Raw genomic sequence first — 25,299 nt, 5'->3', positions numbered from 1 at the left:
GGGTCGGGCGTTCGGGCAGGGTCCATCGCTCATGGGAGGGTCGACCGGGACCGGCCGCGGAACTCATCGGTCCCGTCCGGCATCCGAGCGCCGGGACGAGGTCAGGCGCCGGACCGCTCGGCGAGCTCGCGGAGGAAGGTGGGCACCCGGCCCGTGCCGTAGTCGTGGAAGCGGGCCCAGGTCGGCCGGATGCCGATGCGGACCATCTGCGGGTAGAAGCCGCGGACCGCCTCCTCGAACCCGGCGTAGGCGTCCGGGTCCATCGACCGCCGCGCCGCGGCCAGGTACTCGGGGACGACGCCGTCGACGACGGTCAGCTCGGCCCGGCCGCGCAGCGAGAGCGAGCGCGCCGAGTCGGGGGTGCCGCCCGCGTCGAGCGCCACGGCGACGTCCGGGTTCGCCCGCAGCGCGGCAGCCTTCGGGGCGGTCGTCGCGGTCGAGACGACGAGCTCGGTCCCGGTCCACCACGAGCCGACGGGGACGACGCGCGGCGTGCCGTCGGACGCGAGGTAGGAGAGGTGGGCGAGCGAGGTGCCGCACAGCAGCTCCTGCGCACCCTCGAGGGCGAGCTCGGCGTCGATCTGGTGCTGGTCCATGGTGGTCCTCCGGCGGGTCGGGCGACGGCCGCGGGTCGGTCGTCACCCGGGGGACGGAGCCGGCGGCCGGTTCTCGACATCGCCGGCGGCCGGGTGCGAGCGCACCCGGTGGCCGCACAGCCGGCCTCGGGGGCGATGATCGGAGGGTGCCCCGGGCCACCGACGTCCCGGGGCGCGCCGGAGCGACGGGAGCGCAGCGCATGGACCTCGACCTGACCGACGACGAGCGGGACATCCGCCAGTGGGTGCGGACCTTCGTCGAGAAGGAGGTCGTGCCGCTCGAGCAGGATGTCCTGGCCCGCGAGCGCCGGCACGAGCGCGGGTTGCCCGCCGAGGAGCTGGAACGCTTGCAGGACACCGCACGTGAAGCCGGCTTCTTCGGGGTCCTCACCCCGGAGGAGTACGGCGGGATGGGGCTGTCGGCGGTGATGGCCGCCCTCGTCGAGATCGAGCTCGGGCGCTCGTTCGTGCCGTTCCGGTTCGCCGGCGAGGCCGACAACATCCTCTTCCACGCGACCGACGCGCAGCAGGAGGAGTACCTGCGGCCGACCATCGAGGGCACCCGGCGCAGCTGCTTCGCCATCACCGAGCCGGGAGCCGGGTCGGACGCGCGGGCCATCCGCACCAAGGCGATCCGCGACGGCGACGACTGGGTGGTCACCGGCGAGAAGACGTTCATCACCGGCGGGCACGAGGCCGACTACGTCATGGTCTTCGCCGTCACCGACCCCGAGGCGCACGCCGCGGGCCGCACCGGCGAGTCGGTCACGTGCTTCCTCGTCGACCGCGACCGCGGCTGGACCTCGCACCCCATCGACACGATGGGCGAGTGGGGTCCGGCGGCGCTGACCTTCGACGGCGTGCGGGTACCGGGGTCGGCGGTGCTCGGCGAGGTCGGGAAGGGCTTCGCGCTCGCGATGCAGTGGATCGGCAAGGGGCGCTACCTGCTGCCCGCGCGCGCCCTCGGCGGCTGCGAGCGGATGGTCGAGATGGCGATGGAGCACGCGCGCTCGAGGGTGACCTTCGGCAAGCCCATCGCCGAGCGGCAGGCCATCCAGTGGATGATCGCCGACTCGGCCGTCGACATCGAGGCGCTGCGCTGGCTCGTCCTCTCCGCCGCGTGGCAGGTCGACCGGGGACGGGACTCGCGCCAGGCGCAGTCGATGGCCAAGCTGTACGGCGGCGTGCACGCCAACGAGATCGTCGACCGGATGCTCCAGGTGCACGGCGGGATGGGCTACACCCGCGAGCTGCCGCTCGAGCGGTGGTACCGCGAGCTGCGGCTGCTGCGCATCTACGAGGGCACCGACGAGATCCAGCGGCGGACCATCGCCCGCAACCTGCTCAAGGGACACGCGTCGGTCCGCGGCCACCTCGGCTGACCGCCCCTCCCGCCCGTCCCACGCGTATCGGGTCACCCGATACGACCGCGCCTCACCCCGGAACCGTTCCGGGGTGAGGCGCAGGAGTATCGGGTCACCCGATACGCGTGAGGTGCACGAGCGGGTCAGGCGGCGGAGAGGCGCTCGACCTCGTCGGCCGTCAGCTCGAGGTCGGCGGCCTGCACCGAGTCGGTGATCGACTCCGGCCGGGACGCCCCCGGGATCGGCAGGACGACGTCGGCGAGCGCGAGCTCCCAGGCCAGCGCGACCCGGTGCGGCGAGACGTCGTGGGCGCGGGCCACCTCGGCGAAGACGGAGTGCTCGTCGCCGAGTCCGGACGCCTTCCTGATGCCGCCGAGCGGGCTCCACGGCAGGAAGGCGATGCCGAGCTCCGCGCAGTGCCGCAGCTCGTCGAGGGAGGAGCGGAACGCCGGCGAGAACTGGTTCTGGACCGAGACCAGCCGGCCGCCGAGGACCTCGTTCGCCTCCTCGATCTGCGCGACCGAGGCGTTGGAGATGCCGGCCATCCGGATGACGCCCTCGTCGAGGAGGTCGCGCAGCGCTCCGACGGACTCGGCGTACGGCACGTCCGGGTCGGGGCGGTGGAACTGGTAGAGGCCGATCGCGTCCACCCCGAGCCGCTTCGCCGACGCCTTCGCCGCCTCCTTCAGGTACTCCGGCCGCCCGTTCAGCGTCCACGAGCCGTCGCCGGGTCGCAGGTGGCCGCCCTTGGTCGCGACGAGGACCGAGGACGCGTCCCCGCCCCAGCTGCGCAGCGCGGCGGCGATGAGCTCCTCATTGTGACCGACCTCGCCGGCGTCGCGGTGGTAGGCGTCGGCGGTGTCGACGAGGGTGACTCCGGCGTCGAGTGCCGCGTGGATGGTGCGGACCGAGCGCTCCTGCTCCGGACGACCCTCGATGGACATCGGCATCCCGCCGAGGCCGATCGCGCCGACCTGGACGTCTCCGAGTGCTCGCTGCTGCATGTCATCAGCTCCTGTGTGGCGGAAGGGTGGACGCGCCCGCAGCCGACGTGCGCGTCGTGTCGGGGTACGTCAGGGCCAAGGAGTCGAGCGGCCCGGATGTTCCCCGTGGTCCGGCCCGGGCCGGTTGGATCGGCCGGCCGGCCGGCACGTCAGGCGACCCCGCGCTCGCGTGCCGTGCTACCCCGCAGTAAGTGCCGCCACAGCGACAGTTACTGCGGGGTAGCCCGGCATTGGCCGCGGTCTGCTGCGGAGGTCAGCCGTGGAGGAGCCGGAGGAGCCGCTCGACCTCGGCCGCGAGGGCCTCGCGCCCGGGGCCGACGTACCGGCGCGGGTCGACGAGGTCGGGGTCGGTGGCGAGCACGTCGCGCACCGCCGCCGTGAACACCGCGTTGAGGTGCGTGGAGATGTTGACCTTGGTCATCCCGGCGCCGACGACCTCGGTGAGCCCCTCGTCGTCGAGCCCCGAGGAGCCGTGCAGGACGAGCGGCACCGGCACTGCGGCCGCGAGCCGCCCGACGAGGGCCGTGTCCACGACCGCGTCGCGGGTGGTCATCGCGTGCGAGGTGCCGACGGCCACGGCCAGCGAGTCGACCCCGGTGGCGGCGACGAAGGCCGCGGCCTCGGCCGGGTCGGTGCGCACGCCGGGCGCGTGGACGCCGTCCTTGCCACCGACCTCGCCGAGCTCCGCCTCGACCCGCACCCCGTGGGCGTGGCAGTGCTCGACGACCGCGCGGGTCGTGGCGACGTTGTCCTCCCACGGCAGCCGCGAGCCGTCGTACATCACGCTGTCCGCGCCCAGGGCCACGGCCTCGTGGACGAGGTCGACGTCCTCGGCGTGGTCGAGGTGGACGACGACGGGGACGCTCGCCCCGCGGGCCAGGGCGAGGCTCGCCCGCAGCACCGGCTCGAGGCCGCCGTGGAACGTGGCGGTGTTCTGGCTCACCTGGAGGACGACCGGCAGGGCGGCCGCCTCCGCCCCCCGGACGATGCCCTCCGCGTGCTCGAGGAGGACGACGTTGAACGCGCCGATGCCGTGCCCGGCGGCGCGGGCGTCGGCGACCGGGTCGCGGCCGGTCATCCGAGGACGACCGAGCGGGTGAGCGAGCGCGGGTGGTCCGGATCGAGGCCACGGACCTCGGCGAGCGCGACGGCGAACCGCTGGGCGACGACGAGGGCGGCCATCGGGTCGAGCTGGTGGTGGACGAAACGGGCTCCGGTGGAAGCGACCTCGTCGGCGAGGCCGTCGGGCACCGCACCGAACGCCCACACCAGCCGGCCGGGCTGGGCGATGGCCACCGGGCCGTGCCGGTAGTCCATCGCCGGGTAGGCCTCGGCCCAGAACTGGGCGGCCTCGCGGGTCTTCAGGGCCGCCTCGGACGCGAGCCCCACGGTCCAGCCGCGCCCGAGGAAGGTGCACTGGTCGACGTCGAGGAGGTCCTCCACCGGCAGCTCGAGCGCGGCGCGGCAGTCGGCGACCAGTGGCTCGACGTCCTCGCCGAGGTGGGCGCGCAGCAGGGCCAGGGTGGTCGTCGCGAAGCGGGTCTGGACGACCGACTGCTCGTCGGCGAAGGGGAGCCCGACGACGGTCGAGGCGGCCGCGGCGGCCGGCGAGTCCTCGACCGCGGTGACGAGCGTGGAGGGGGTGCCGTCGAGCGCGGCCAGGAGGTCGACGACCTCCGTCGTCGTGCCGGAGCGCGAGATCGCGAGCACCCGGTCGTAGCGGCGGCCGGCCGGGAACTCGCTGCCGGCGAAGGCGTCGGTCTCCCCGGCACCGGAGGCCTCGCGCAGCGCGGCGTAGGCCATCGCCACGAACCAGCTGGTGCCGCAGCCGACGACGGCCACGCGCTCCCCCGGGCGCGGGAGCCGGTGGGCGACGGCCGGCGCGAGGGCGGCCGCCTCCCGCCACGTGTCCGGCTGGGAGGCGATCTCGGCGGCGACGTGCGTGGCGGGCATCGGGGGTCCTTGTCGTGACGCGGCGTGGGCGAGCGGTTGTGCGCGAACCTCAGCGTATTCGATCAGACTCGCGCAACGCGCGGGCAGTCGAGACCCGGCCTACGAGCGCTTGCGGAGGGCCGACTCCTTGTGTGCCGCGGTCGCTCCGGTCTTCTCCGACTCGACGAGGTAGTAGGGGTCGTCGTCGGTGGGTCGGAAGGTCTGCCCGTCGTGCTGGAACTCGCGGGTGCGCTTGGACGTGACCGTCCCGTGCGTCGCGCCCTGCGAGGTGTTCCAGCTCACCGAGTCGCCCGTGCGGTAGGCCATCTCGTCGTCTCCGTCCGTGGTCCGCGGGTCGTGCGTCCCCCGACCGTAGCGAGCCGTCGGCGCCCACCGACCGCCGATGACCTGCGACGTCGCACCTTCGACAGGACCTGTCGAGCGCCCCGGCCTGGGGTGCGCACCGAGGCTTCGCCGACCGTTCACCGATGGGTCGGTCGCTCCGGTGGCCGGGGCCACGGGCCGGTGTTAGGTTCGCCGCGCCACGGGCCGAGGCGTCGCTGACAGGCCGGCTCCCCCCGTGTCCTGACCCAGGAGGATGCATGTTCCGAGTGCCGTTGCGACGGCTCGTCACGGGAGTCGCCGCCGGCGCTCTCGTGGCGGCCGTGCCCGTCGTCCTGACGCCGTCCGCGGCGTCCGCCGACCCCGCCCCCGACCTCTTCTTCTCCGAGTACGTCGAGGGGTCGAGCAACAACAAGGCGGTCGAGGTCTACAACGGCACCGGTGCCGCGGTCGACCTCACCGCGGGCGGCTACGCCATCGACGTGTACGCGAACGGCGGGACCACGGCGCGGTCCATCCCCCTCACCGGGACGGTGGCCCCCGAGGACGTGACGGTCGTGGCCAACGGCTCGGCCGGCGCCGCCGTCCTCGCGGTGGCCGACATCACCTCCGGCAACGCGAGCTGGAACGGCAACGACGCCGTCGTCCTGCGCAAGGGCACGACGGTCCTCGACGTCATCGGTCAGGTCGGCAACGACCCCGGCACCGAGTGGGGCACCGGCCTCACCAGCACGGCCGACAACACCCTGCGCCGCAAGGACACGATCTGCGCGGGTGACCCGAACGGCGCCGATGCCTTCGACCCCTCGGCGCAGTGGACCGGCTTCGCCCAGGACACCTTCGACGGTCTCGGCTCGCACACCGCCGGCTGCGGCGGCACCCCGACCGACACCGCCCCGACGGTCACGGCGACCTCCCCGGCCGACGGCGGCACGGTGACCCCGCGCCAGCGGGTCGGGGTCACGTTCTCCGAGCCGGTCACCCTCGACGCCGGCGCGCTGAGCCTGTCCTGCAGCGAGTCCGGCGCCGTCGCGGTCACCACCGCCGGTGGGCCGACCTCCTTCACCGGGACCCCGGCCTCCGCGCTCGCGAACGGCGAGTCCTGCACGATGACCGTGGCCGCGGCCGCCGTCCACGACGTCGACCCGATCGACCCGCCGGACTCCCCGGCCGCCGACACCACCGTCCACTTCTCGGTCGCGAGCCAGTGCGGCCAGACCTTCACGCCGGCCTACGACATCCAGGGCAGCGGCTCCTCGGCCGCCATCACCGGTGACGTCGCCACGCAGGGCGTCGTCGTCGCCGACTACGAGGGCCCGCAGCCGGCGCTGCGCGGCTTCTACCTCCAGGACCCGACCGGTGACGGCGACCCGGCCACCTCGGACGCCCTCTTCGTCTTCGACGGCGGCGCGGACGACGTCTCCGTCGGTGACCTCGTGCGGGTCACCGGCACCGCCGGCGACTACCAGGACCAGACCCAGGTCACGGCGACGAGCACCGAGGTGTGCGGCACCGGCTCGGTGACGCCGACGCCGGTCGCCCTGCCGATGGCCAGCCCGGACGCCTTCGAGCGCTACGAGGGGATGCTCGTGACGTTCCCGCAGCAGCTGACCGTCACCGAGCACTACCTCCTCGGCCGCTTCGGCCAGGTCACCCTCTCGTCCGGCGGCCGCCTCCAGCAGCCGACGAACGTCGTCGAGCCCGGTGCCGCGGCCAACGCCCTCCAGGCGCAGAACGACCTCAACCAGATCCTCCTCGACGACACCTCGCAGGCGCAGAACCCCGACCCCATCATCTGGGGCCGCGGTGGGCACCCGCTGACCGCCGAGAACACCCTCCGCGGAGGCGACACGACGACCGGCGCGACCGGCGTCCTGACGTACACCTGGGGCGGAAACTCGGCCAGCCCCAACGCCTACCGGCTGCGTCCGGTGACCGCCGACGGCGCCGGCATCGAGTTCACCGCCGCCAACCCGCGCCCCACCGGGCCGCCGGACGTCGGTGGTGACGTCCAGGTGGTCGGGATGAACCTGCTCAACTACTTCAACACCCTCGACACCGCACCGAACGCGTGCCGTGGTGGCGTCTCCGGCCCGGCCGTCGACTGCCGCGGCGCCGAGACCCAGGCCGAGCTCGACCGGCAGACGGCCAAGACCGTCGCGGCGATGAAGCTCATGGATGCGGACGTCTACGGCGTGAACGAGATCGAGAACGACGGCTACGGCCCGGACAGCGCCATCTCGACGCTCGTCGACGCCCTCAACGCCGCGGTCGGCGCGGGCACCTACGCCTTCGTCGACGTCGACGCGAACACCGGTCAGACCGACGCCATGGGCGACGACGCCATCAAGGTGGGCCTCGTCTACAAGCCCTCGGTGGTCACCCCGGTCGGGGCGACGGCGGCGCTGAACACCCCGGAGTTCGTCACCGGCGGCGACCCCGCGCCGCGCAACCGGCCCTCCCTCGCCCAGGCGTGGAAGGTCAACGCGACCGGCGGTGTCTTCGTCACCGACGTCAACCACCTGAAGTCGAAGGGCTCGGCCTGCTCGGCTCCGGACACCGGTGACGGACAGGGCAACTGCGCCGTCGTCCGCACCAACGCGGTGAAGACGCTGATGTCGTGGCTCGACTCCGACCCGACCGGCACCGGCGACACCGACGTCCTGCTCATCGGCGACTACAACTCCTACGCCAAGGAGACGCCGATCCGGACGCTCGAGGAGGGCGGCTTCACCAACCTCGTCGAGAAGTACCAGGGCGAGGACGCCTACTCCTACGTCTTCGACGGCCAGTGGGGCTACCTCGACCAGGCGCTCGGCTCGGCGTCGCTCGTCGGTCAGGTCACCGGGGTCGGTGACGTCCACATCAACTCCGACGAGCCGTCGGTGCTGGACTACAACACCAACTTCAAGTCGCCGGCCCAGGTGTCGTCGCTCTACGCGCCGGACGCCTACCGGGTCTCCGACCACGATCCGGTGATGGTGGGGCTGAGCCCCCGCGGCCCGCTCGGCGTCTCGGCCTCGTTCGCCGACGGTTCGGTCTCCTGTGGCCGCGACAACGCGTCGCTGAAGGTCTCGGTGGCCAACCCCGACGCCGCGACCACCGTGACGGTCGACTGGGGCGACGGCACGACGACGACCCGCGAGAACGTCTCCGGTGACGTGACGCTCGGCCACACCTACCGCACGGCCGGTCGGCACACGGCGACGGTGACCGTCACCGACTCGAGCGGTGCCACGGCGAGCTCGACCGCCGAGGTGGTGGTCGAGTACCGGCTCGACGTCGTCCCCTCGGGGTCGCGGACGCTCACCCTGCGGCGCGGCATCACCATCCCCGTCGTCGCCCTCGTGCGCGACTGCGACGGATGGCCGCCGCACGGCGTCACCGCCCCCGTGGTCACCCTGACCGGCCCGGGCGGCGAGGCCTACCGCGGCACGCTCCGTGCGGTCGGACCGCTGTGGCTCGGGGCCGTCCCGACCCGCGGGCTGGCCCGCGGGGAGTACACGCTGACGGTGACCCTGCCCTCGACCGGGCAGTCCGAGCAGGGGACCATCCGCCTGCGCTGAGCCTGACCCGCTCGGTCCCGGACGACCGACGAGAACATGCCGTGCAGCCCTCGGGCTGCACGGCATGTTCTCGTCTCTCGACTGCTGGGGTCAGCGCGAGCGTCGGCCGCCCGAGCGCTCCGAGAACGCCGCGGCACCGCCGCCCGACCCGCCGTGTCCGGAGCCCGAGCCGCTCCGTCCGGAGCCCGAACTGCCGCGTCCGGAGCCCGAGCCACTGCGGGAACCTCCCGGCGAGCCGGCGGAGCGGCTGCGCCCGCCGCGCGGGCCACCGCCGCTGCCGCGCGTCCCGCCCGACCGCCCGGTGTCGGACGAGCGCGAACCGCCGGCCGACGAGCGAGAGCCCCCACCGGACGAGCGACCGCCACCGGACGAGCGCCCCCCGGAGGAGCGAGAGCCCTCACCGGAGGAGCGACCGCCACCGGAGGAGGACCGGCCCCCGCCGCGGCCGCGTCGCCCGGAGCCGTCGCCGGCCCGGGCCGGGCCGCCCGCCGGGGCGGCCGCCACGAGACCGCCGTCGAAGGACCGCTCCCCGGGGGCGAGCTCAGCGAGGACGGGATGGCTCGAGTGGGCGCGGGTGGTCGTCGGCCGCACCCCGGCCCGGCGCGTCAGCTCGCGGACGTCACGCACCTGCTCGTCGGTCATCAGCGTGATGACGACGCCGGACGCGCCGGCGCGCGCGGTGCGCCCCGAGCGGTGGAGGTAGGCCTTGTGCTCGACCGGGGGGTCGGCGTGCACGACGAGCCCGACGTCGTCGACGTGGATGCCGCGCGCGGCGATGTCGGTGGCGACGAGCGTGGTCGCCGTCCCGTCGTGGAACGCCGCCATGGTGCGGGTCCGCTGGCCCTGGCTGAGGTTGCCGTGCAGCTCGACCGCGGAGACCCCCGCGGCGTTGAGCTGCCGGGTCAGGCGCTTGGCCCGGTGCTTGGTCCGGGTGAAGACGACCGTCCGGCCCGGCGCGGCGGCGAGGTCGACGAGCACGGGCAGGTGCTCGGAGGCGTCGACGTGCAGCACGTGGTGCGCCATGTCCGCGACCGGCGACTGTGCCGAGTCGGCCTCGTGGGTCACCGGGTCGTGGAGGTAGCGGGTCGCGAGCACCCCGATGCCGGCGTCGAGCGTCGCCGAGAAGAGCATCCGCTGTCCCCGGCGCGGGGTGGCGTCGAGGAGCCGGCGCACCTGCGGGAGGAAGCCGAGCTCGGCCATGTGGTCCGCCTCGTCGACGACGGTCACCTCGACGGCGTCGAGCGAGACGTGCCCCTGGCCGATGAGGTCCTCGAGGCGGCCCGGGCACGCGACGACGACGTCGACGCCGCGCCGGAGGGCGGAGACCTGGGGGCCCTGGCCGACTCCGCCGAACACCGTGCGGGAGGTCAGCCCGAGCGCGGCCGCGAGCGGGGCCATCGCGGTGTCGATCTGGGTCGCGAGCTCACGGGTCGGGGCGAGGACGAGCGCGCGGGGGCGCCGGGGCGTCCGCGGCCGCCCGGCCTCGGACAGCCGGGTCAGCAGCGGCAGGAGGAAGGCGATCGTCTTGCCGGAGCCGGTGCGCCCGCGGCCGAGCACGTCGCGGCCGGCGAGGGAGTCGGGGAGGGTGACGGCCTGGATGGGGGTCGGGGTCGAGATCCCGCCGGCGGCGAGGACGTCGACGAGCGACCCCGGCAGGGCGAGGTCGCGGAAGGTGGGGGTGGTGGACACGTGAGGGCTCCCGTGGTGGGGTCGTCGCGCGACCGACCGGCTGGGCGGCAGCAGCGACGAGGCTGGATGTTCTGCCGGGTCGGGCTCTGGGCCGCGGCTCGGGTGACCAGGGGTCGGTCACCGGCATCGACATCGGAGGGAGGAGCAGGGGCCCGAGGCAGAACTGGGCGGGCCCGCAGCGACCAGTCTACGGGCCCGGGCCCGGTGCTCGTGACCACGGCCTTCCCGCCGGGTGCCGGGAACCCCGGGGTCGCACCCACACCGTTTCCGGACGACCCCGGTGCTTCCCGGATGGGGCGCGATGCCCGTACCGCTCGGTTCGTCCCCCGACCGGATGGGGTCAGGTGGCGGCCGGCAGGAGGTGCGCGGCGCCGATGGCCCCGGCCCACTCGCCGAGCTCGGCCGGCACGACCTCGAGCCCGGGGTCGGGGACGCCCGCGAGCAGGGCCGCGGTCAGGGGGTCGAACAGGACGGCGCCCGCCTCGGCCATCCCGCCACCGACGACGACCCGACGGCTGCCCGCGGCCGTGACGACCGGCGCGAGGCCGCCGGCCAGCGCCTCGACCGCGTCCCGCCAGATCCGTTGCGCCACAGGGTCACCCGCAGCGACGGCCTCGGCGACCGAGCGGGCGTCCCCGTCCCGTCCGCTCTCCCGCCAGCGTCGGCCGACCGCACCGGCGCCGGCCACGGTCTCGAGGCACCCCCGGCGGCCGCATCCGCACACCGGACCGTCGGCGGCGACCTGCACGTGCCCGAGCTCGCCGGACCAGGTCGTGCCCCGCGCCACCCGCCCCCCGGTCATCAGCGCGACGGCCACGCCGGTGCCGAGGGGGACGAAGAGGACGTCGTCGACCCCACGGGCGGCCCCGAGGAGGTGCTCGCCGAGCAGTCCCGCCCGCACGTCGTGACCGACGACGACGTCGGCATCGACCGGTCCGGCGAGGGCGGCGCGGATGTCCAGCCCCCGCCAGCCGAGGTTCGCGGACCACTCGGCGACCCCGCCCCGTTCGTCGACGAGGCCGGGGACCACGACGCCCACGCTCGTCGGGGCCGGTCGCCCGGGACCCGCGGACACCACCCGGTCGAGGACGGCGGTCACCACCTCGCCGAACCGGTGGGCGAGGTCCGGCGGGGTCGGTCCGACGTACCGGTTGACGATCGAGGAGCCGTGCCGCAGAACGGCCTTGATGCGGGTGCCGCCGACGTCGATCCCGGCCGCGACGACGCCACGGTGCTCGTCGCCGCTCGTGGGGGACGCCCCGGAGGGGTCGACGTCGAGCTCGGTCACCGGTGCTCCTCGTGCGCGAATGCGATGGAATGGACGGCCGATCGAGCATAGTCGCACCCCGCGGCGACCCTCCGCCTACGATGACGAGCGTGAGCGAGGAGGCCAACGGCACGCGGACGCCGACGTCGCGCTGGGCCGCCGTCCTCGACCTCCTGGCCACCCGCGCCCGGCTCTCGGTCACCGAGACCGCCCGCGAGCTCGCGGTCTCGGAGGCGACGGTCCGCCGCGACTTCGCCGAGCTGGCGCGGCGCCAGCTGGTCACCCGGCACCACGGCGGTGTCGTCGCGACCTCGGTGGCCTACGAGCTGCCGTACCGGTACCGCTCCAGCCAGGCCGACGGCGCGCTCGGGCGGATCGCCACCGCCGCCGCCGCGCTCGTCGCCCCCGGGGACGTCGTCGCCCTCAACGGCGGCACGACGACGACCGCGACCGCGCGTGCCATCACCGCCCGCGAGGACCTCGTCGGTGATGACGGCACGCCGCTCACCCTCGTGACCAACGCCCTCAACATCGCGGCCGAGGCGGTCCTGCGCACCCACGTCCAGTGCGTGTCGCTCGGCGGGGTGGCCCGGCCCGAGTCCTACGAGGTGACCGGACCGCTCGCCGCCCAGGTCATCGCCGGGCTGTGGTTCGACGTCGCGGTCGTCGGGGTCAACGCGTTCTCCGCCGCCGAGGGGGCCACCTGCCGGCACGACGACGAGGCGGCGGTCGTCCGGGCGATGGTCGAGCGGTCGCAGCGGGTCGTCGTCGTCGCTGGCGCCGAGAAGCTCGGCCGGCGCACCTTCGCCGCGATCTGCCCGGCGGAGCGGGTCGGCACCCTCGTGACGACCGCCGCCGAGGACGACCCCGAGGTCGAGGGGCTGCGTGCGCGGGGCGTCGAGGTGGTCTGCGTCTGACCCCGTCCCGGGTGGCCGGGAGGACGGGGGTCGGGTTCACTCGTCGGCGGCGCCGCCCACCCCGCCGGGGCGGCTCCCGATGACCTGTGGCTGCGCGTTCGTGATCACTTGACTCTCGGATCGCTCACATTCATGCGTAGGTGTAGCGTGGCTGGCGCCCGGCCGGCGGGCGTCCAGGACGTCCGCCCGGGGTAGGTGCAGCACGCCGGACCTCCGGCTTCTCGACGAGGAGAACGATGAGCACGACGCGACGACACACGATGCTGGCCGCGACCGCGGCGACGGGGGCCCTCGTGCTCTCCGCCTGCGGTGGGGGGACCGGCGCCAACCAGGCCGACGGGGGGAGCAGCGGGGGCGACAAGGCGACGACCATCACCCTCATGGCGGCCGAGTACTCCAAGGACAACACCAAGGCGTTCTGGGACTCCTTCGCCAAGGAGTACAAGAGCAAGTACGGGTACACGCTGAACGTCAACGTCGTCAGCTGGGACAACATCGACCAGCAGTCCTCGACGATGATCCAGAACAACCAGCCGCCGGACATCCTCAACCTCAACGCGTACGCGAGCTACGCCAAGGACGGGCTGCTCTACAGCGCCGACGACGTCCTGCCCTCGGAGGCCAAGTCCGACATCCTGCCGACGTTCGTCAAGTACGGCACGTACGACGGCAAGTTCTACGGCTTCCCCGACCTCAGCAGCGCCCGCGCGCTGTTCTACAACACCGACCTCTTCGGCAAGGCCGGCATCAGCGCCCCGCCGAAGACCTGGGCCGAGCTCGAGGCGGACGCCCAGAAGATCAAGGCCACCGGCAACGTCGGCTACGCCATGCCGCTCGGCCCCGAGGAGGCGCAGGGCGAGTTCTCCATGTGGCTGTTCAACAACGGCGGCGACTGGAAGACCGACGGCACGTGGGCCATCAACTCGGACAAGAACGTCGAGACGCTCACGTTCATGAAGAAGCTGGCGAGTGAGGGTGTGACGCAGGGCAACCCGGCACGCACCAACCGCGCTGACGCCTTCGACCTGTTCAAGTCGGGCAAGGCCGGGATGGTCGTCGGGTTCTCGCCGCTCGCCGGTGACCTCGACAAGGACGGCACCGTCAAGTACGCCGTCGCGCCGTTCCCGAGCAACGACGGCTCGGAGAGCAAGACCTTCGGCGTCACCGACTACCTCATGGCCTTCAAGAAGAAGGGCAACCAGGACGCCGTCAAGGCGTTCTACGAGCTCTACTACTCGAAGGACCAGATCAACACGTTCATCGAGAAGGAAGGCTTCCTCCCGGTGACGACCTCGGGCCTGGAGTACTTCCAGAAGGACGACAAGCTCAAGGTCTACCTCGACACCCTCCCGAACGCCCGCCTCACGCCGACCGACGACCCGACCTGGGACAAGATCAAGCTGGCCGTCCAGCAGAACCTCGGCGCTGCCATCACCGGTGACCCCAAGGCCGTGCTCGACAAGCTGCAGCAGACCGCGGAGTCGGAGGGCTGACGCCCGTGACGACGACCGGCGACGTCCGGGCGCCGTCGGCCCGCAGCACCCCCGGTGGACCCCGCCCGCGGCGGCGGTCCACCGGGGTCGGCCGGGTCAGGGGCGCCGTCGCGCTGCTCTGGCTCGCGCCGGCCATCGCGCTCATCGTCGGGGTGGTCCTCTTCCCGGCGGTCATGCTCTTCCGCGCCTCGCGCTCGGAGTACTCGATCACCGGGCTCTACAAGGGCGGCGCCGGCTGGGACAACTACGCGAAGGTGCTCAGCTACCCCGACCTCCCGGGGGTCCTGAAGAACACCGTCGTCTGGGTCGTCGCCGTCGTCGCGATCACCATCGTGCTCTCGCTGGCCCTCGCCCAGCTGCTCGTCAAGGACTTCCCCGGGCGCCGCTTCGTGCGCTGGGCCGTCATCGTGCCGTGGGCCGCGTCGCTCGTCATCACCAGCCAGCTGTTCGTGCTGCTCTACGACAGCAACTACGGCCTGGTCAACCACGTGCTCCAGGGCCTGCACCTCATCGACCAGCCGATCAGCTTCCTCGGCGACGACCGGTTCACGATGGCCTCGATGGTCGTCGTCGGCGTCTTCGTGTCCCTGCCGTTCACGATCTTCGTCTTCATCGCGGGACTCAACGCGATCCCCGACGACGTGATGGAGGCGGCCGAGGTCGACGGCGCCTCCCCATGGCAGCGCTGGCGGCAGATCACCTTCCCGCTGCTGCGCCCGGCGATGCTCATCGCGACGGTGCTCAACACGATCTACGTGTTCAACAGCTTCCCGATCATCTACACGCTCAACGACCGCAACCCCGGCTTCACCCACGACACCCTCATCACCTTCATGTACAAGCTCGCGTTCAAGAGCCAGGAGAAGGACGTCGGGATGTCGGCCGCGACGGGGATCATCAACGTCGTCATCATCCTGCTCGTCGTCCTCGTCTACCTCAAGGTCGTCAACTGGCGCGAGGAGACCTCCCGATGACCCGCGTGCGCCGCCCCCGGCTCGTCGCGTTCACCGCTGCCGCCGTGGCACTCGTCTTCCTCGCGCCCTACCTCGTCATGGTGCTCGACAGCTTCCGGACGAGCACCGACGTCAAGACCACGCCGCCGTCGTTCCTGCCGCGGGTGTGGCAGTTCGACACCTACGCGACCGTGCTCACCGACGGCCGCTTCCCGCACTGGCTGCTCACCTCGCTCATCGTCTCGCTCGGCGCGACGGCGGTCGTCATCCTCGTCGCCATCCCGGCGGCGTTCATGACGGCTCGGCACCGCTTCCCCGGTCGCGGCCTGTTCCTCCTCGTCGTGCTGATCACGCAGATGTTCGCGCCGACCTCGCTCGTCGTCGGGCTGTACCGGCAGTTCTTCGAGCTGAACATGATCAACACCTACGGGGCGCTGATCATCACCAACGCGGCGTTCAACCTCGCCTTCGCGATCTGGATCCTCCACGGGTTCTTCTCCTCGATCCCGCTCGAGGTCGAGGAGGCCGCGGCGCTCGACGGCGTCGGCCGGGTCGGGATGCTCCGCCGGATCATGCTGCCGCTGACGCTGCCCGGGCTGGTCACGGCCGTCATCTTCACGTTCATCGCGGCGTGGAACGAGTACGTCGTCGCGCTCACCCTGATGATCGACGACGACAAGAAGCCGCTGACCGTCGGCTTCCGGTCCTACGTCACCGGCTACGAGCAGAACTGGGACCAGCTGTTCGCGGCCTCGGTCATCGCCGTCGTGCCGGTCGTCATCCTCTTCGCGCTCATCGAGAAGCACCTCGTCGGCGGTCTGACCGCCGGCTCCGTCAAGTAGCCCCCGCTTCCTCCCCCGCCGTTCCCGACTTATTGCGAATCACCCACTCGCGGAGCCCCGAAATGGCTGCTCAGGGGTGGCCTATTCGCAATAAGTCGGGGTCAGAGGGCGGCGAGGACGGTGGTTGCGACGAGCCAGGCCGCGGCCGCGAAGACGACGCCGAAGCTCGCGCCCAAGAGCGGCCGGGCCACGCCGGTCAGCTGCCCGAGGACCGCGGCGTGGCTCGCCGACCGGTCCTGCGAGCCGGCGACGGCGCCGAGGTGCCGCCACGCCCCGACGACGAGGACGAGCCCGGTGCCGACGAGGACCTGCGCCTGGAGCCGGTCCGGGCCCGACCACCACAGCCAGGCGGTGGCCGCGCCGACGGCGAGCACGACGAGGACGGTGAGCGCCGATCGCGACCGCACGAGCGCCACGAGGAGCACGACGACGACGGCGGCCAGGACGACGGGCGCCCAGCCGCGGCCGGCCAACCAGACGAGCGCGGCCCCGACGACCGCCGGCGCCGGGTAGCCGGCCCACGTGGTCGCGACCCGGCCGGCACCCCGCGCGGGGCCGACGGTCACCGCGTGCCCGGACATGTCGCCGCGCAGCACGAAGCCGGTGAACCGACGGCCGCAGAGCATCCCGACCCCGGCATGACCGAGCTCGTGGACCAGCGTGACGCCGAGCCGCAGCACCGACCAGACCGGACCGACCCCGACGGCGACGAGCGCCGCGCCGAGCACGACGAGCAGCGGCCGCCCGTCGAGGGCCACCGTCCCGACCGGTTGCAGCCGCGCCCACACCGCACCGACGTCCATGCGCACCGGACGGTAGCCGCTCACCCTGCACGGAGCCGAAAAGAGAGCAGTGCTCTTGACACGGCCGGCTCCGGCATGTCATCGTCTCCGCAACGAGAGCAGTGCTCTCCAAAATCCGAACCCGTGAGGAGCCACCATGACCGTCCCCCCGACCGCCCGGGCCGCCGCGGCCCTCGCCACGGCCGCCGTCGCCTTCGCCGCCTACCCCGCCCTGCGCGGCTACGGCGACGAGACCGGTCTCGCCGGCGCCGCCCTCTACGCCCGTCCCACGTGGGTGCTCGCCCACCTGCTGGGGATGCTCGGGTTCGTCCTCGTCGCCACCGGCCTCGGCGCGGTCGACGCCACCGCCGCCCGCTGGGCCCGGTGGGGTGCCTTCGGCGTCCTGCCCTACTACGGCGCCGAGGCCTACGGCCTGCACGCGCTCGGGCTCGCCGTGGGCCGCACGGGGCACGCGGACATGACCTCGGCCGCCGACCTGTTCCGGTACCAGCCCGTCGCGCTCACCACCTTCACCCTCGGCTGGGTGGCGTTCGCCGTCGCCGGGGTCCGGCTGGCGCGCCTCGCCCGACGAGCCACCGCGGCCGCCCGGATGGGCCTGCTCGCCACCGCCACCGCCCTGGTCACCTACCTGCCGCAGTTCTTCCTGCCGCCGGCCGGACGGGTCGTGCACGGTCTGCTGCTGGCGGCAGGACTGCTGCTGCTCGCCGTGACGCTCGCCCGGCACGAGGCCGCCCCGGTCGTCGAACCGGTCCCGGGACCGGCCGCCTCCCCCGCCCGGACCGCCGTCGAGGACGCGATAGCGTCGGGGGCGTGACCGGCCTCGTCGACATCCACTGCCACGGCGCCGCCGGGGCCGAGCTCGGCGACACGACCGAGGGCAGCCTCGCGGCGGCCGGCCACCACGCGGCGCACGGCACCGAGCGGCTCGTCGCGAGCCTCGTCAGCGCCCCGACCGACGACCTCGTCGCCCGGGTGATGACGCTGGCCCCGCTCGTCGCCGACGGCACGCTCGCCGGCATCCACCTCGAGGGCCCGTTCCTGGCCCTCGGCCGGCGCGGCGCCCACGACCCCGCAGCGCTGGCCGACCCCGACCCGGCCCTCGTCGAGCGGCTCGTCGAGGCGGTTGCCCTGGCCGGTGCACCGGATGCCCTGCGGCACATGACCTTCGCCCCCGAGCTGCCCGGGGCCGATGACCTCGTCCGCGTCCTCGTCGAGCACGGCATCCGACCCTCGGTCGGGCACACCGAGGCCGACGCCGCCCGCACCGCGCGCACCCTCGCGACGGTCGCAGACCTCCAGGGCGCGCCGGCCCTCGTCACCCACCTCTTCAACGGGATGCCCCCGATGCACCACCGGGCCGGCGGACCGGTGGCCGCGGCCCTGGCGGCCGCGGCCCGGGGCGACGCCGTCGTCGAGCTCCTCGCCGACGGCGTGCACGTGGCGTCGGAGGTGGTGCGGATGGTCTTCGAGACCGTCGGACCACACGCCCTCGTCCTCGTCTCCGACGCGATGGCCGCCACCGGGCTCGGCGACGGCCGCTACCGGCTCGGTGGGCTCGAGGTCGAGGTGACCGACGGCACCGCCCGCACGACCGACACCGGTTCCATCGCCGGCGGCACCTCGACCCTCGCCGACTGCGTCCGCTGGTGCGTCGAGGTCGTCGGCCTGCCCGAGGACGACGTCCTCGCCGCCGCCACCACGACCCCGCTGCGCGCCCTCGGCCTCACCGCCTGACCGACCCGACCACGAGAGAAGGAACCCCGTGCGAGCCCAGGACCTCGTCGAACAGGTGCCCACCGTCACGCGCGAGACCACGGGAGCCGAGGCCGCCCGGGTGATCGCCGAGTACCGGCTCTCCGGCCTCGTCGTCGCCGACGACGCCGGTGTGCCCATCGCGGTCATCCCGGGCAGCCAGCTGTTCGGCCTCGTCCTGCCGCGCTGGGTCCGAGACGACCGCAAGCTCGTCCACGCCTACGACGAGAAGGGCGCCGACGACCTGTGCCGGCGGCTCAACGAGTCGACGATCGGCGACCTCCTCGACGACGAGAAGCTGACGGCCAGCAAGCCGCCGGCGGTGCTCCCCGAGGACACCCTGCTCGAGATCGCCTCGGCCATGGACGACGCGCACTCGCCGGTCATCCTCGTCAAGGAGGAGGACGGCACCTACCGCGGAGTGCTGACGATGTCGCGGGTCCTCGCCGCCATCGCCACGGCCGCCGGCCAGGACAGCGACCTCGTGCGCCGCCGGCTCGAGAGGGACATCATCCTGCGCGGCACGCCCCACGAGTCCGGCCCGACCCGCGAGGCACCGTGACCCTCAGCGCCGTCGCCGCGGTCGTCGTCTTCGCGGCGGCCTATGTTCTCATCGCCTCCGAGAAGGTCAACCGCACCGCCGTCGCGCTCGGTGGCGCGGCGGCGATGGTCGTCATCGGCGTGGTCCGGGGCGGCGACGTCTTCTTCTCGGAGGAGACCGGCATCGACTGGAACGTCATCTTCCTGCTCCTCGGGATGATGATCATCGTCGGCGTGCTCCGGCAGACCGGCATCTTCGAGTTCGTCGCGATCTGGGCGGCGCAGAAGGCCAGGGCCCGGCCGTTCCGGATGATGGCGCTCCTCATCGTCATCACCGCCGTCGCGTCGGCGCTCCTCGACAACGTGACGACGGTGCTGCTCGTCGCGCCGGTCACCCTGCTGCTCTGCGAGCGCCTGGCCCTCGCACCGGTGCCGTTCCTCCTCGCCGAGGCGATGGCGAGCAACATCGGCGGCGCCGCGACGCTCATCGGCGACCCGCCGAACATCATCATCGCCAGCCGGGCCGGCCTCACCTTCAACGACTTCCTCGTCAACCTCGCACCGGTCGTCGTGGTCCTGATCGCCGTGTTCGTCGGCCTGGCCTGGCTCCTCTGGGGCCGCCGCCTGCGCTACGACCCCGAGCGGGCCGAGGCGGTCATGGCGCTGACCCCGCGCGAGACGATCACCGACCAGCGCCTGCTACGCCGGATGCTCGTCGTCCTCGGACTCGTGCTCCTCGGCTTCCTCACCCACAACCTGACCCACCTCGAGCCGTCGCTCGTCGCGTTGCTCGGCGCGGGGGCCGCGGTCGTCCTCTCCCGGCTGCCGTCGGACGACTACCTCGAGGACGTCGAGTGGGAGACCCTGCTCTTCTTCGCCGGCCTCTTCGTCATGGTGGGCGCGCTCGTCAACGCCGGCGTCATCTCCGAGCTCGCCAAGACCCTCACCTCGACGATCGGCGACCACTACCTCCCCGCCGCCCAGGGCGTGCTCGTCGGCTCGGCGGTCCTCTCCGGGGTCGTCGACAACATCCCGTACGTCGCCACGATGGCGCCGCTCGTGCACGACCTCGTCGGGCCGGGCGGCGCGTTGCCGCCGGCTCAGCAGTCGCTCTGGTGGGCGCTCGCGCTCGGTGCGGACCTCGGCGGCAACGCGACGGCCATCGGGGCCAGCGCGAACGTCGTCATCACCGGCATCGCGAAGCGCAACGACCACCCGATCTCGTTCTGGACCTTCACCAAGTACGGGCTCGTCGTCACCGCCGTGACGATCGGGATCTGCGTGCCGTACGTCTGGCTGCGCTACTTCGTCTGGGGCTGAGGCACCGTGCTCTCCGCCTTCGCCGTGCTGCTCTGCTCGACCGCCCTGCTCGCGTGGCTCAACGAGCGCTTCCTGCGCATCCCGACGACGGTCGGGGTCACCCTGGCGGCCGCGCTCGCCTCGACCGCGCTCATCGTCCTCGACGCCCTCGGCCTCGGCGTCGGCCTGCGGGACGGGCTCGAGTCGGTGCTCCAACGGCTCGACTTCACCGACTTCGTGCTCAACGGCATCCTCTCGATCCTCCTCTTCGCCGGCGCGCTCGGGCTGGACGCCCGGCGGGTGCTCCGGCAGCGGGTCGGCATCCTCACCCTCGCGGTGGTCGGGACCCTCATCAGCACCGTGCTCCTCGGCCTCGGGTCGTGGGGGGTGTTCACCGCGCTCGGCGTCGGCATCCCGCTGCTCTGGGCGCTGCTCTTCGGCGCGCTGATCAGCCCGACCGACCCCGTTGCCATCCTCGACCTGCTCGGCCGGGCGCGGGTGCCCGAGCGGCTGCGCCACCTCATCGCCGGGGAGTCGTTGTTCAACGACGGCATCGGGGTCGTCGTGTTCGTCGTCCTCGGCGCGGCGCTGGGCCTCGGAGGTGAGCACGACGTCGAGCCCACGGTCGCCGGGGTCGCCGGCATCTTCCTGCGCGAGGCGGTCGGCGGGATGCTCTTCGGGCTCGCCCTCGGCGCCCTCGTCCAGTTCCTGTGCCGCACCATCGACGGGCACGTCGTCGAGGTCATCCTCACCCTGGCGATGGTCGTCGGTGGCTACTCGGCCGCGGTGTCGCTCGGCCTCTCCGGCCCGCTGACGATGGTCGTCGCGGGGCTCGTCATGTCGGCCGGCAAGGACACCGCGTTCCACGGGGAGACGCGCCACCACGTCGAGGGCTTCTGGGAGACCCTCGACCAGGTCCTCAACATCCTCCTCTTCGCGTTCATCGGGTTCGACGTGCTCCTCGCCGACTCGACGCCCACGCTGCTGCTCGCCGGGCTGCTCGTCGTCGCGGTCACCCTCGCCGCCCGGCTGGTGTCGGTCGGGGTGCCGATGGCGCTCGTGCGCCGGCGCGAGCACTACGGACCGTGGACGACCCGGCTGCTCACCTGGGGCGGGCTGCGCGGCGGCATCGCCATCTCGCTGGCCCTCGGCCTGCCGGACGTCCCCGAGCGGCGGGCCGTCGTCACCGCCACCTACGTCGTCGTCCTCTTCTCGATCGCCGTGCAGGGACTCACCGTCGGGCCGGTGATCCGCCGGGCGGTGGAGGCGGCCCCCGCCGCCGGTGCGCCGACGCTCGACGAGACCTCGCGCTGAGCCTCCGGACCGGCCGCGCGGCCGCTGTCCGGTGCCTACAGTGGGGCATGGACACGCTGCCCCTCTTCCCGCTCGGCGGCGTCCTCCTGCCCGGGGCGCGGATGCCCCTGCAGCTCTTCGAGCCGCGCTACCTCGAGCTCGCCGAGCGGCTCGCGACCGAGCCCGAGGACGAGCGCCGCTTCGGCATCGTCCGGATCCGGCACGGGCACGAGGTCGGGGAGGGCGCGGCGACCGACCTCCACGAGATCGGTTGCGAGGCAAGGGTCGACGCGATGGCCCTGGCTCGCGGTGCCGCCGGCACGGTCGTGCACCTCGTGGCCCGTGGCGCCCGCCGCTTCCGGCTCGAGCGGCTCGACGACGTCGGGACCAGCTACCTCACCGGTGCGGTGAGCTGGCTCGCGGAACCGGAGGTGGGCGACGCGGCGGATCCGGACCTCGAGGCGCTCACCGCCCGCGTCCTCGCGGCGCACGCCCGCTACCTCGAGTCGCTCGGCGCGACGAGCGAACCGGTGGAGACCGGCCCGCGCGACGTCGCCTACCGGGTCGTCGAGCGGATGGTCCTCGACCCGGGGGACCGCCAGCGCGTCCTCGAGGGGGCCGACGCCGCGACCCGGCTGCGCACGGTCCTGTCGCTGCTGGGCCGCGAGACGGCCATCGTCGACCGCTTCGCCGCCCTGCCCACGCCGCCCGACCTGGGCGGCGCCTCGCTCAACTGACCGGGCGGGACTCGTAGGCTGCCGGGCATGGACCTCGGCCACCTGCAGCGCGTCATCGAGGCGACCTACGGCGAGCGCGACCGCGAGCGCGGCGTCCCGAGCACCGTGGCCTGGTTGGCCGAGGAGGTCGGGGAGCTGGCCCAGGCGGTCCGCAAGGGGAGCCACGAGCAGCGCGAGCACGAGTTCGCCGACGTCGTCGCGTGGGTGGCCTCATTGGCCAACCAGACCGGGGTCGACCTCGACCGGGCGCTGGCGCGCTACGCCGACGGCTGCCCGAAGTGCGGTGGCGTGCCGTGCCGGTGCGCCTGAGTCAGGCTCCGCCGGTCGGCAGGGTGCGCGCGAGGTAGTCGGTGGCGCGGGCCCACGCGGCGGCGCTCGCGGCGGCGTCGTGGTTGACGAAGTCGTCGTTGTCGAAGGCGTGGTCGGCGCCGGGGTAGGTCTCGAACTCGACCGGCCCACCGCCCTCGGTGACGCTGGCCCGGATGCGCTCGACGGTCTCCATCGGGAGGTAGGAATCCGACTCGCCGAAGACGTGGAGCGAGGGCGTCGACACCGACGGAACGGCGTCGACGAGCTGCGGGAGCGCCGAGCCGTAGAACGAGACGAGGGCGTCGGCCGGCTCCTGCGCGACGACCGCGTAGCCCAGCCCACCGCCGAAGCAGAACCCGACGACTCCGATGCCGCCCTCGACCTCGGGCTGCTCGCGGAGGGCGCCGAGCGCGCGCACGGCGTCGGAGACCGCGGCGTCCCAGTCGAGGTCCCCGACGACGCCCATCGCCTGCTGGAGCATCTCCGGTCCGTTCGGCACCTCGGAGACACCGAGCCGCCAGAACACCTCGGGGGCGACCACGACGTAGCCGCGGGAGGCGAGGTCCTCGGCTCGCCGTCGGATGTAGGGGCTGACGCCGAAGATCTCCTGGAGCAGGAGGATGCCGGGACCGCGGCCGGTGGGCGGGAGCCAGCGGTGGGCCGGCATCGGGCCGTCGGGGGTGGGGACGTCGACGCGCTCGCTCATGTCGCCAGTATGTCCGGCGACCCGGCGCAGGCGGTCCGGTGGTGACGTCCGCATGGTCGGGTCGTCCGAGGTCGGTCGGGGTCGACCCCGGGCGAGGTGCCTCTCGGGAAAGGCGCGATGCCGCTCCCGGGACGACGCTCGGGAATGGCGCCGACGCCGGATGCACGGCGCGTCCGGAAATGTCGGCGGCCCGTGACCACCGGTGTCCGGAAATGGACATCGGGACGGTCGGCCGCCGGTCGGGGAGCGAGCCCGGCGGTCCCTCGGGCGGGTCGGTCGACGACCGGTGCCGGACACCGGAATCCTGCCTGGCACCACCGCTGACCTGCGAGTGTCCACTCGCGGCTCGACATCGTTGTCGGCGCTGTGCCCCGTCTTGACCCTCTGCTGACCATCCCGTGGAAGAGGCCGGACAATGGCCGCAGCGCATTCGCCGGACGGCTCACGACTTCGTCGGTGGGAATTCTCGCCATTCGCCACAATGGCCATCCGATGTGGTGTGGTGGTGCGAACGCCGTGCATTCCGACGGGGGAGGTGACCTTCGACGATGGCCGTGACGACGTGGCTGCGCACCCCGGTGCGACTGTGCCTCGCCGCTGCCTTCGTCGCCGTGTGCTGGCTGCTCCTCGCCCCGGGTGACGCCCACGCCGACGAGCCGTCGACCGGCGGGTCCGGCCTGCTCGGTTCGGTGGCGCGAGGCCTCGACGAGGAGGTCCTCGCCCCGGTGACGACGACGGCCACCGAGGCCGTCTCGCGCACGACGTCGACGCTCACGACGGTGGCCACGAAGGCCACCGACGACGCGTCCCGCGCGGTCGCCGCGTCCGGCGTCCCCGCCGCCCAGCCGGTCGCCACCGCCGTCCGCTCGACGGCCCACGAGGCCACCCGGTCGGTGACCACCACCGTGCACCGCGCGGGCCACGCGGCCACCAGCGCCGTCTCCACGACGACGACCACGGTGCGGCACACCGCCGCCGGCGTCGACGCCGTCGTCCGGACCGCCACCGCCGACCTCCCCCTGGTCCCGGACGCGCTCGCCACGACCACCGACGTCGTGGACGCGACCCTCGGCACCGTCGGTGACGGCGTCGCGGTCGTCACCGACACCGTCGACCACACCGTGGGCACGGTGATCGACGCGGTCGACGGCGCCACCCGGGTCGTCGGCGGAGCCGACGCCGAGCTGCCGCCGGTTGCCGTGCCGGGGGTCGGGTCCACCGACGGTCCGGGCGCCGTCCCGACGGCCGTCCCGGGCGCCACCGACGGCACCACCGCCCCGAGCGCCCGGGGCGCCATCGCGCGGGTCGTCGGCGCCGTGACGGCGACCGGTGGGTCGGTCGTCGCCGCCCTGGTCGCCCCGACCGCCGCCCCAGGCGGGCCGGGCCGCCTCCCCGCACCCCTGACGCCGCTCTCGGCGCTCTGTGCGCTGGCCGCCGCGGGCGCGCTGTCGTCCGCCGCGGGTCGCGGCGGTTCGCCCTCCGGCTCCTCCGCCGTGCTCCCCTCGATGCCCACCCCTCCTCGACCGACCACGGACGCGGTCCGTGCGTTCCTCCGCGGGCCGTCGCGCCCGCCGACCCTCTGCCCCGGCACCAGTCCTGACTGACGCTGCGCCGGCGCCCTGACGAGCCATCCGGCTCGGGCGCCCCGGCCCTCCCGCGACGCGCGGGACCATCAACCAGCTCAGGAAGGAACACCCAGTCATGCACGCATTCATGCGCCGAGGGCTCCAGGCAGCCCTCCTCGTCGGAGGCGGCGTCCTCTTCGCCGCCCCCGCCTGGGCCGATGACTCGACGTCCGGATCGGACGGCCTCCTCGGAGGCAACCAGGTCATCGCCCATGTCACGGCCCCGGTCACCGCCGCGGGCAACGCGGTCTCCGTCCTCGGGGACTCGCA

General features: G+C 73.5%; 24 protein-coding genes. 15 read left to right on the top strand and 9 right to left on the bottom strand.

Annotated elements, in window-relative coordinates; translation table 11 throughout:
- Positions 1-101: 101 nt before the first annotated feature.
- Positions 102-596 carry a pyridoxamine 5'-phosphate oxidase family protein gene (locus tag PKA89_RS04835; protein WP_324417121.1) on the bottom strand — a complete coding sequence of 165 codons (495 nt, stop codon included), beginning with the start codon at positions 594-596 and terminating at the stop codon, positions 102-104.
- A gap of 146 nt (positions 597-742) precedes the next feature.
- Between PKA89_RS04835 and PKA89_RS04830 the strand changes: the two genes are divergently transcribed.
- Entirely contained in the window at positions 743-1,978 is a 1,236-nt protein-coding gene (locus tag PKA89_RS04830) for an acyl-CoA dehydrogenase family protein (RefSeq protein WP_324417119.1), read from the top strand.
- A 125-nt stretch (positions 1,979-2,103) separates the two neighbouring features.
- On the opposite strand, the gene PKA89_RS04825 is transcribed toward PKA89_RS04830, so the two are convergent.
- The 4 genes from PKA89_RS04825 to PKA89_RS04810 all read right to left on the bottom strand — a co-directional run bounded on the left by PKA89_RS04825 (position 2,104) and on the right by PKA89_RS04810 (position 5,223).
- Positions 2,104-2,964 (bottom strand): aldo/keto reductase, encoded by an 861-nt coding sequence (locus PKA89_RS04825; protein ID WP_324417117.1) that lies wholly within the window; start codon positions 2,962-2,964, stop codon positions 2,104-2,106.
- Positions 2,965-3,217: 253 nt separating this feature from the next.
- Positions 3,218-4,042, bottom strand: coding sequence for a class II fructose-bisphosphate aldolase (locus PKA89_RS04820; RefSeq protein WP_324417115.1), 825 nt, complete (start codon positions 4,040-4,042; stop codon positions 3,218-3,220).
- A complete protein-coding gene (locus PKA89_RS04815) occupies positions 4,039-4,917 on the bottom strand; it encodes a sugar isomerase (protein ID WP_324417113.1) in 879 nt (292 codons plus the stop codon). The genes PKA89_RS04820 and PKA89_RS04815 overlap by 4 nt, the downstream gene beginning before the upstream one ends.
- Positions 4,918-5,016: 99 nt before the next feature.
- The gene (locus tag PKA89_RS04810) at positions 5,017-5,223 is read right to left on the bottom strand and encodes a DUF2945 domain-containing protein (RefSeq protein WP_324417111.1); all 207 of its coding nucleotides are present in this window, start codon (positions 5,221-5,223) and stop codon (positions 5,017-5,019) included.
- Positions 5,224-5,498: 275 nt separating this feature from the next.
- On the opposite strand from PKA89_RS04810, the gene PKA89_RS04805 reads away from it, so the two are divergent.
- On the top strand, positions 5,499-8,804 hold the full coding sequence (locus PKA89_RS04805) for an ExeM/NucH family extracellular endonuclease (protein ID WP_324417109.1): 3,306 nt from the start codon (positions 5,499-5,501) through the stop codon (positions 8,802-8,804).
- Between the two features lie 90 nt (positions 8,805-8,894).
- Here PKA89_RS04805 and PKA89_RS04800 read toward each other — a convergent pair whose 3' ends face one another.
- Positions 8,895-10,493, bottom strand: coding sequence for a DEAD/DEAH box helicase (locus tag PKA89_RS04800; protein WP_324417107.1), 1,599 nt, complete (start codon positions 10,491-10,493; stop codon positions 8,895-8,897).
- 340 nt (positions 10,494-10,833) lie between these two features.
- Positions 10,834-11,781 (bottom strand): ROK family protein, encoded by a 948-nt coding sequence (locus PKA89_RS04795; protein ID WP_324417105.1) that lies wholly within the window; start codon positions 11,779-11,781, stop codon positions 10,834-10,836.
- 89 nt (positions 11,782-11,870) lie between these two features.
- Between PKA89_RS04795 and PKA89_RS04790 the strand changes: the two genes are divergently transcribed.
- From PKA89_RS04790 to PKA89_RS04775, 4 genes are all read left to right on the top strand, one after another.
- Positions 11,871-12,677 (top strand): DeoR/GlpR family DNA-binding transcription regulator, encoded by an 807-nt coding sequence (locus PKA89_RS04790; RefSeq protein WP_324417103.1) that lies wholly within the window; start codon positions 11,871-11,873, stop codon positions 12,675-12,677.
- Between the two features lie 236 nt (positions 12,678-12,913).
- Complete coding sequence (locus PKA89_RS04785) at positions 12,914-14,170, top strand: extracellular solute-binding protein (RefSeq protein WP_324417101.1); 1,257 nt, start codon at positions 12,914-12,916, stop codon at positions 14,168-14,170.
- A 5-nt stretch (positions 14,171-14,175) separates the two neighbouring features.
- Positions 14,176-15,144, top strand: coding sequence for a sugar ABC transporter permease (locus tag PKA89_RS04780; RefSeq protein ID WP_324417099.1), 969 nt, complete (start codon positions 14,176-14,178; stop codon positions 15,142-15,144).
- Positions 15,141-15,965: a carbohydrate ABC transporter permease gene (locus PKA89_RS04775; protein ID WP_324417097.1), complete on the top strand. Its 825-nt coding sequence runs from the start codon at positions 15,141-15,143 to the stop codon at positions 15,963-15,965. Before PKA89_RS04780 ends, PKA89_RS04775 begins: the two co-directional genes overlap by 4 nt.
- Before the next feature lie 101 nt (positions 15,966-16,066).
- On the opposite strand, the gene PKA89_RS04770 is transcribed toward PKA89_RS04775, so the two are convergent.
- Positions 16,067-16,768 (bottom strand): M50 family metallopeptidase, encoded by a 702-nt coding sequence (locus PKA89_RS04770; protein WP_324417095.1) that lies wholly within the window; start codon positions 16,766-16,768, stop codon positions 16,067-16,069.
- Between the two features lie 136 nt (positions 16,769-16,904).
- Here PKA89_RS04770 and PKA89_RS04765 point away from each other — a divergent pair, with 136 nt between their 5' ends.
- Genes PKA89_RS04765 through PKA89_RS04735 form a run of 7 tightly spaced genes read left to right on the top strand, consistent with a single transcriptional unit; the run spans position 16,905 to position 22,698 of the window.
- Complete coding sequence (locus PKA89_RS04765) at positions 16,905-17,582, top strand: hypothetical protein (RefSeq protein ID WP_324417093.1); 678 nt, start codon at positions 16,905-16,907, stop codon at positions 17,580-17,582.
- Positions 17,579-18,502: an N-acetylglucosamine-6-phosphate deacetylase gene (locus PKA89_RS04760; RefSeq protein ID WP_324417091.1), complete on the top strand. Its 924-nt coding sequence runs from the start codon at positions 17,579-17,581 to the stop codon at positions 18,500-18,502. The genes PKA89_RS04765 and PKA89_RS04760 overlap by 4 nt, the downstream gene beginning before the upstream one ends.
- A gap of 28 nt (positions 18,503-18,530) precedes the next feature.
- Positions 18,531-19,082, top strand: a complete 552-nt coding sequence (locus PKA89_RS04755) for a CBS domain-containing protein (protein WP_324417089.1) — start codon at positions 18,531-18,533, stop codon at positions 19,080-19,082.
- Positions 19,079-20,380 (top strand): ArsB/NhaD family transporter, encoded by a 1,302-nt coding sequence (locus tag PKA89_RS04750; RefSeq protein WP_324417087.1) that lies wholly within the window; start codon positions 19,079-19,081, stop codon positions 20,378-20,380. Before PKA89_RS04755 ends, PKA89_RS04750 begins: the two co-directional genes overlap by 4 nt.
- 6 nt (positions 20,381-20,386) lie before the next feature.
- Positions 20,387-21,673, top strand: coding sequence for a sodium:proton antiporter (locus tag PKA89_RS04745; RefSeq protein WP_324417085.1), 1,287 nt, complete (start codon positions 20,387-20,389; stop codon positions 21,671-21,673).
- A 47-nt stretch (positions 21,674-21,720) separates the two neighbouring features.
- A complete protein-coding gene (locus tag PKA89_RS04740) occupies positions 21,721-22,389 on the top strand; it encodes an LON peptidase substrate-binding domain-containing protein (protein ID WP_324417083.1) in 669 nt (222 codons plus the stop codon).
- A 27-nt stretch (positions 22,390-22,416) separates the two neighbouring features.
- Entirely contained in the window at positions 22,417-22,698 is a 282-nt protein-coding gene (locus PKA89_RS04735; RefSeq protein ID WP_324417081.1) for a MazG nucleotide pyrophosphohydrolase domain-containing protein, read from the top strand.
- 1 nt (position 22,699) lies between these two features.
- Here PKA89_RS04735 and PKA89_RS04730 read toward each other — a convergent pair whose 3' ends face one another.
- Positions 22,700-23,404, bottom strand: a complete 705-nt coding sequence (locus PKA89_RS04730) for a dienelactone hydrolase family protein (RefSeq protein WP_324417080.1) — start codon at positions 23,402-23,404, stop codon at positions 22,700-22,702.
- Positions 23,405-23,958: 554 nt separating this feature from the next.
- Here PKA89_RS04730 and PKA89_RS04725 point away from each other — a divergent pair.
- Positions 23,959-25,008, top strand: coding sequence for a hypothetical protein (locus tag PKA89_RS04725; RefSeq protein ID WP_324417078.1), 1,050 nt, complete (start codon positions 23,959-23,961; stop codon positions 25,006-25,008).
- Between the two features lie 97 nt (positions 25,009-25,105).
- The coding region (locus PKA89_RS04720; protein ID WP_324417076.1) for a chaplin family protein at positions 25,106-25,299 on the top strand (194 nt) is incomplete at its 3' end.

The sequence above is a fragment of the Phycicoccus sp. genome (assembly GCF_035325325.1).
Taxonomy (GTDB): domain Bacteria; phylum Actinomycetota; class Actinomycetes; order Actinomycetales; family Dermatophilaceae; genus Phycicoccus.
This window is presented reverse-complemented; position numbering and strand designations above follow the sequence as displayed.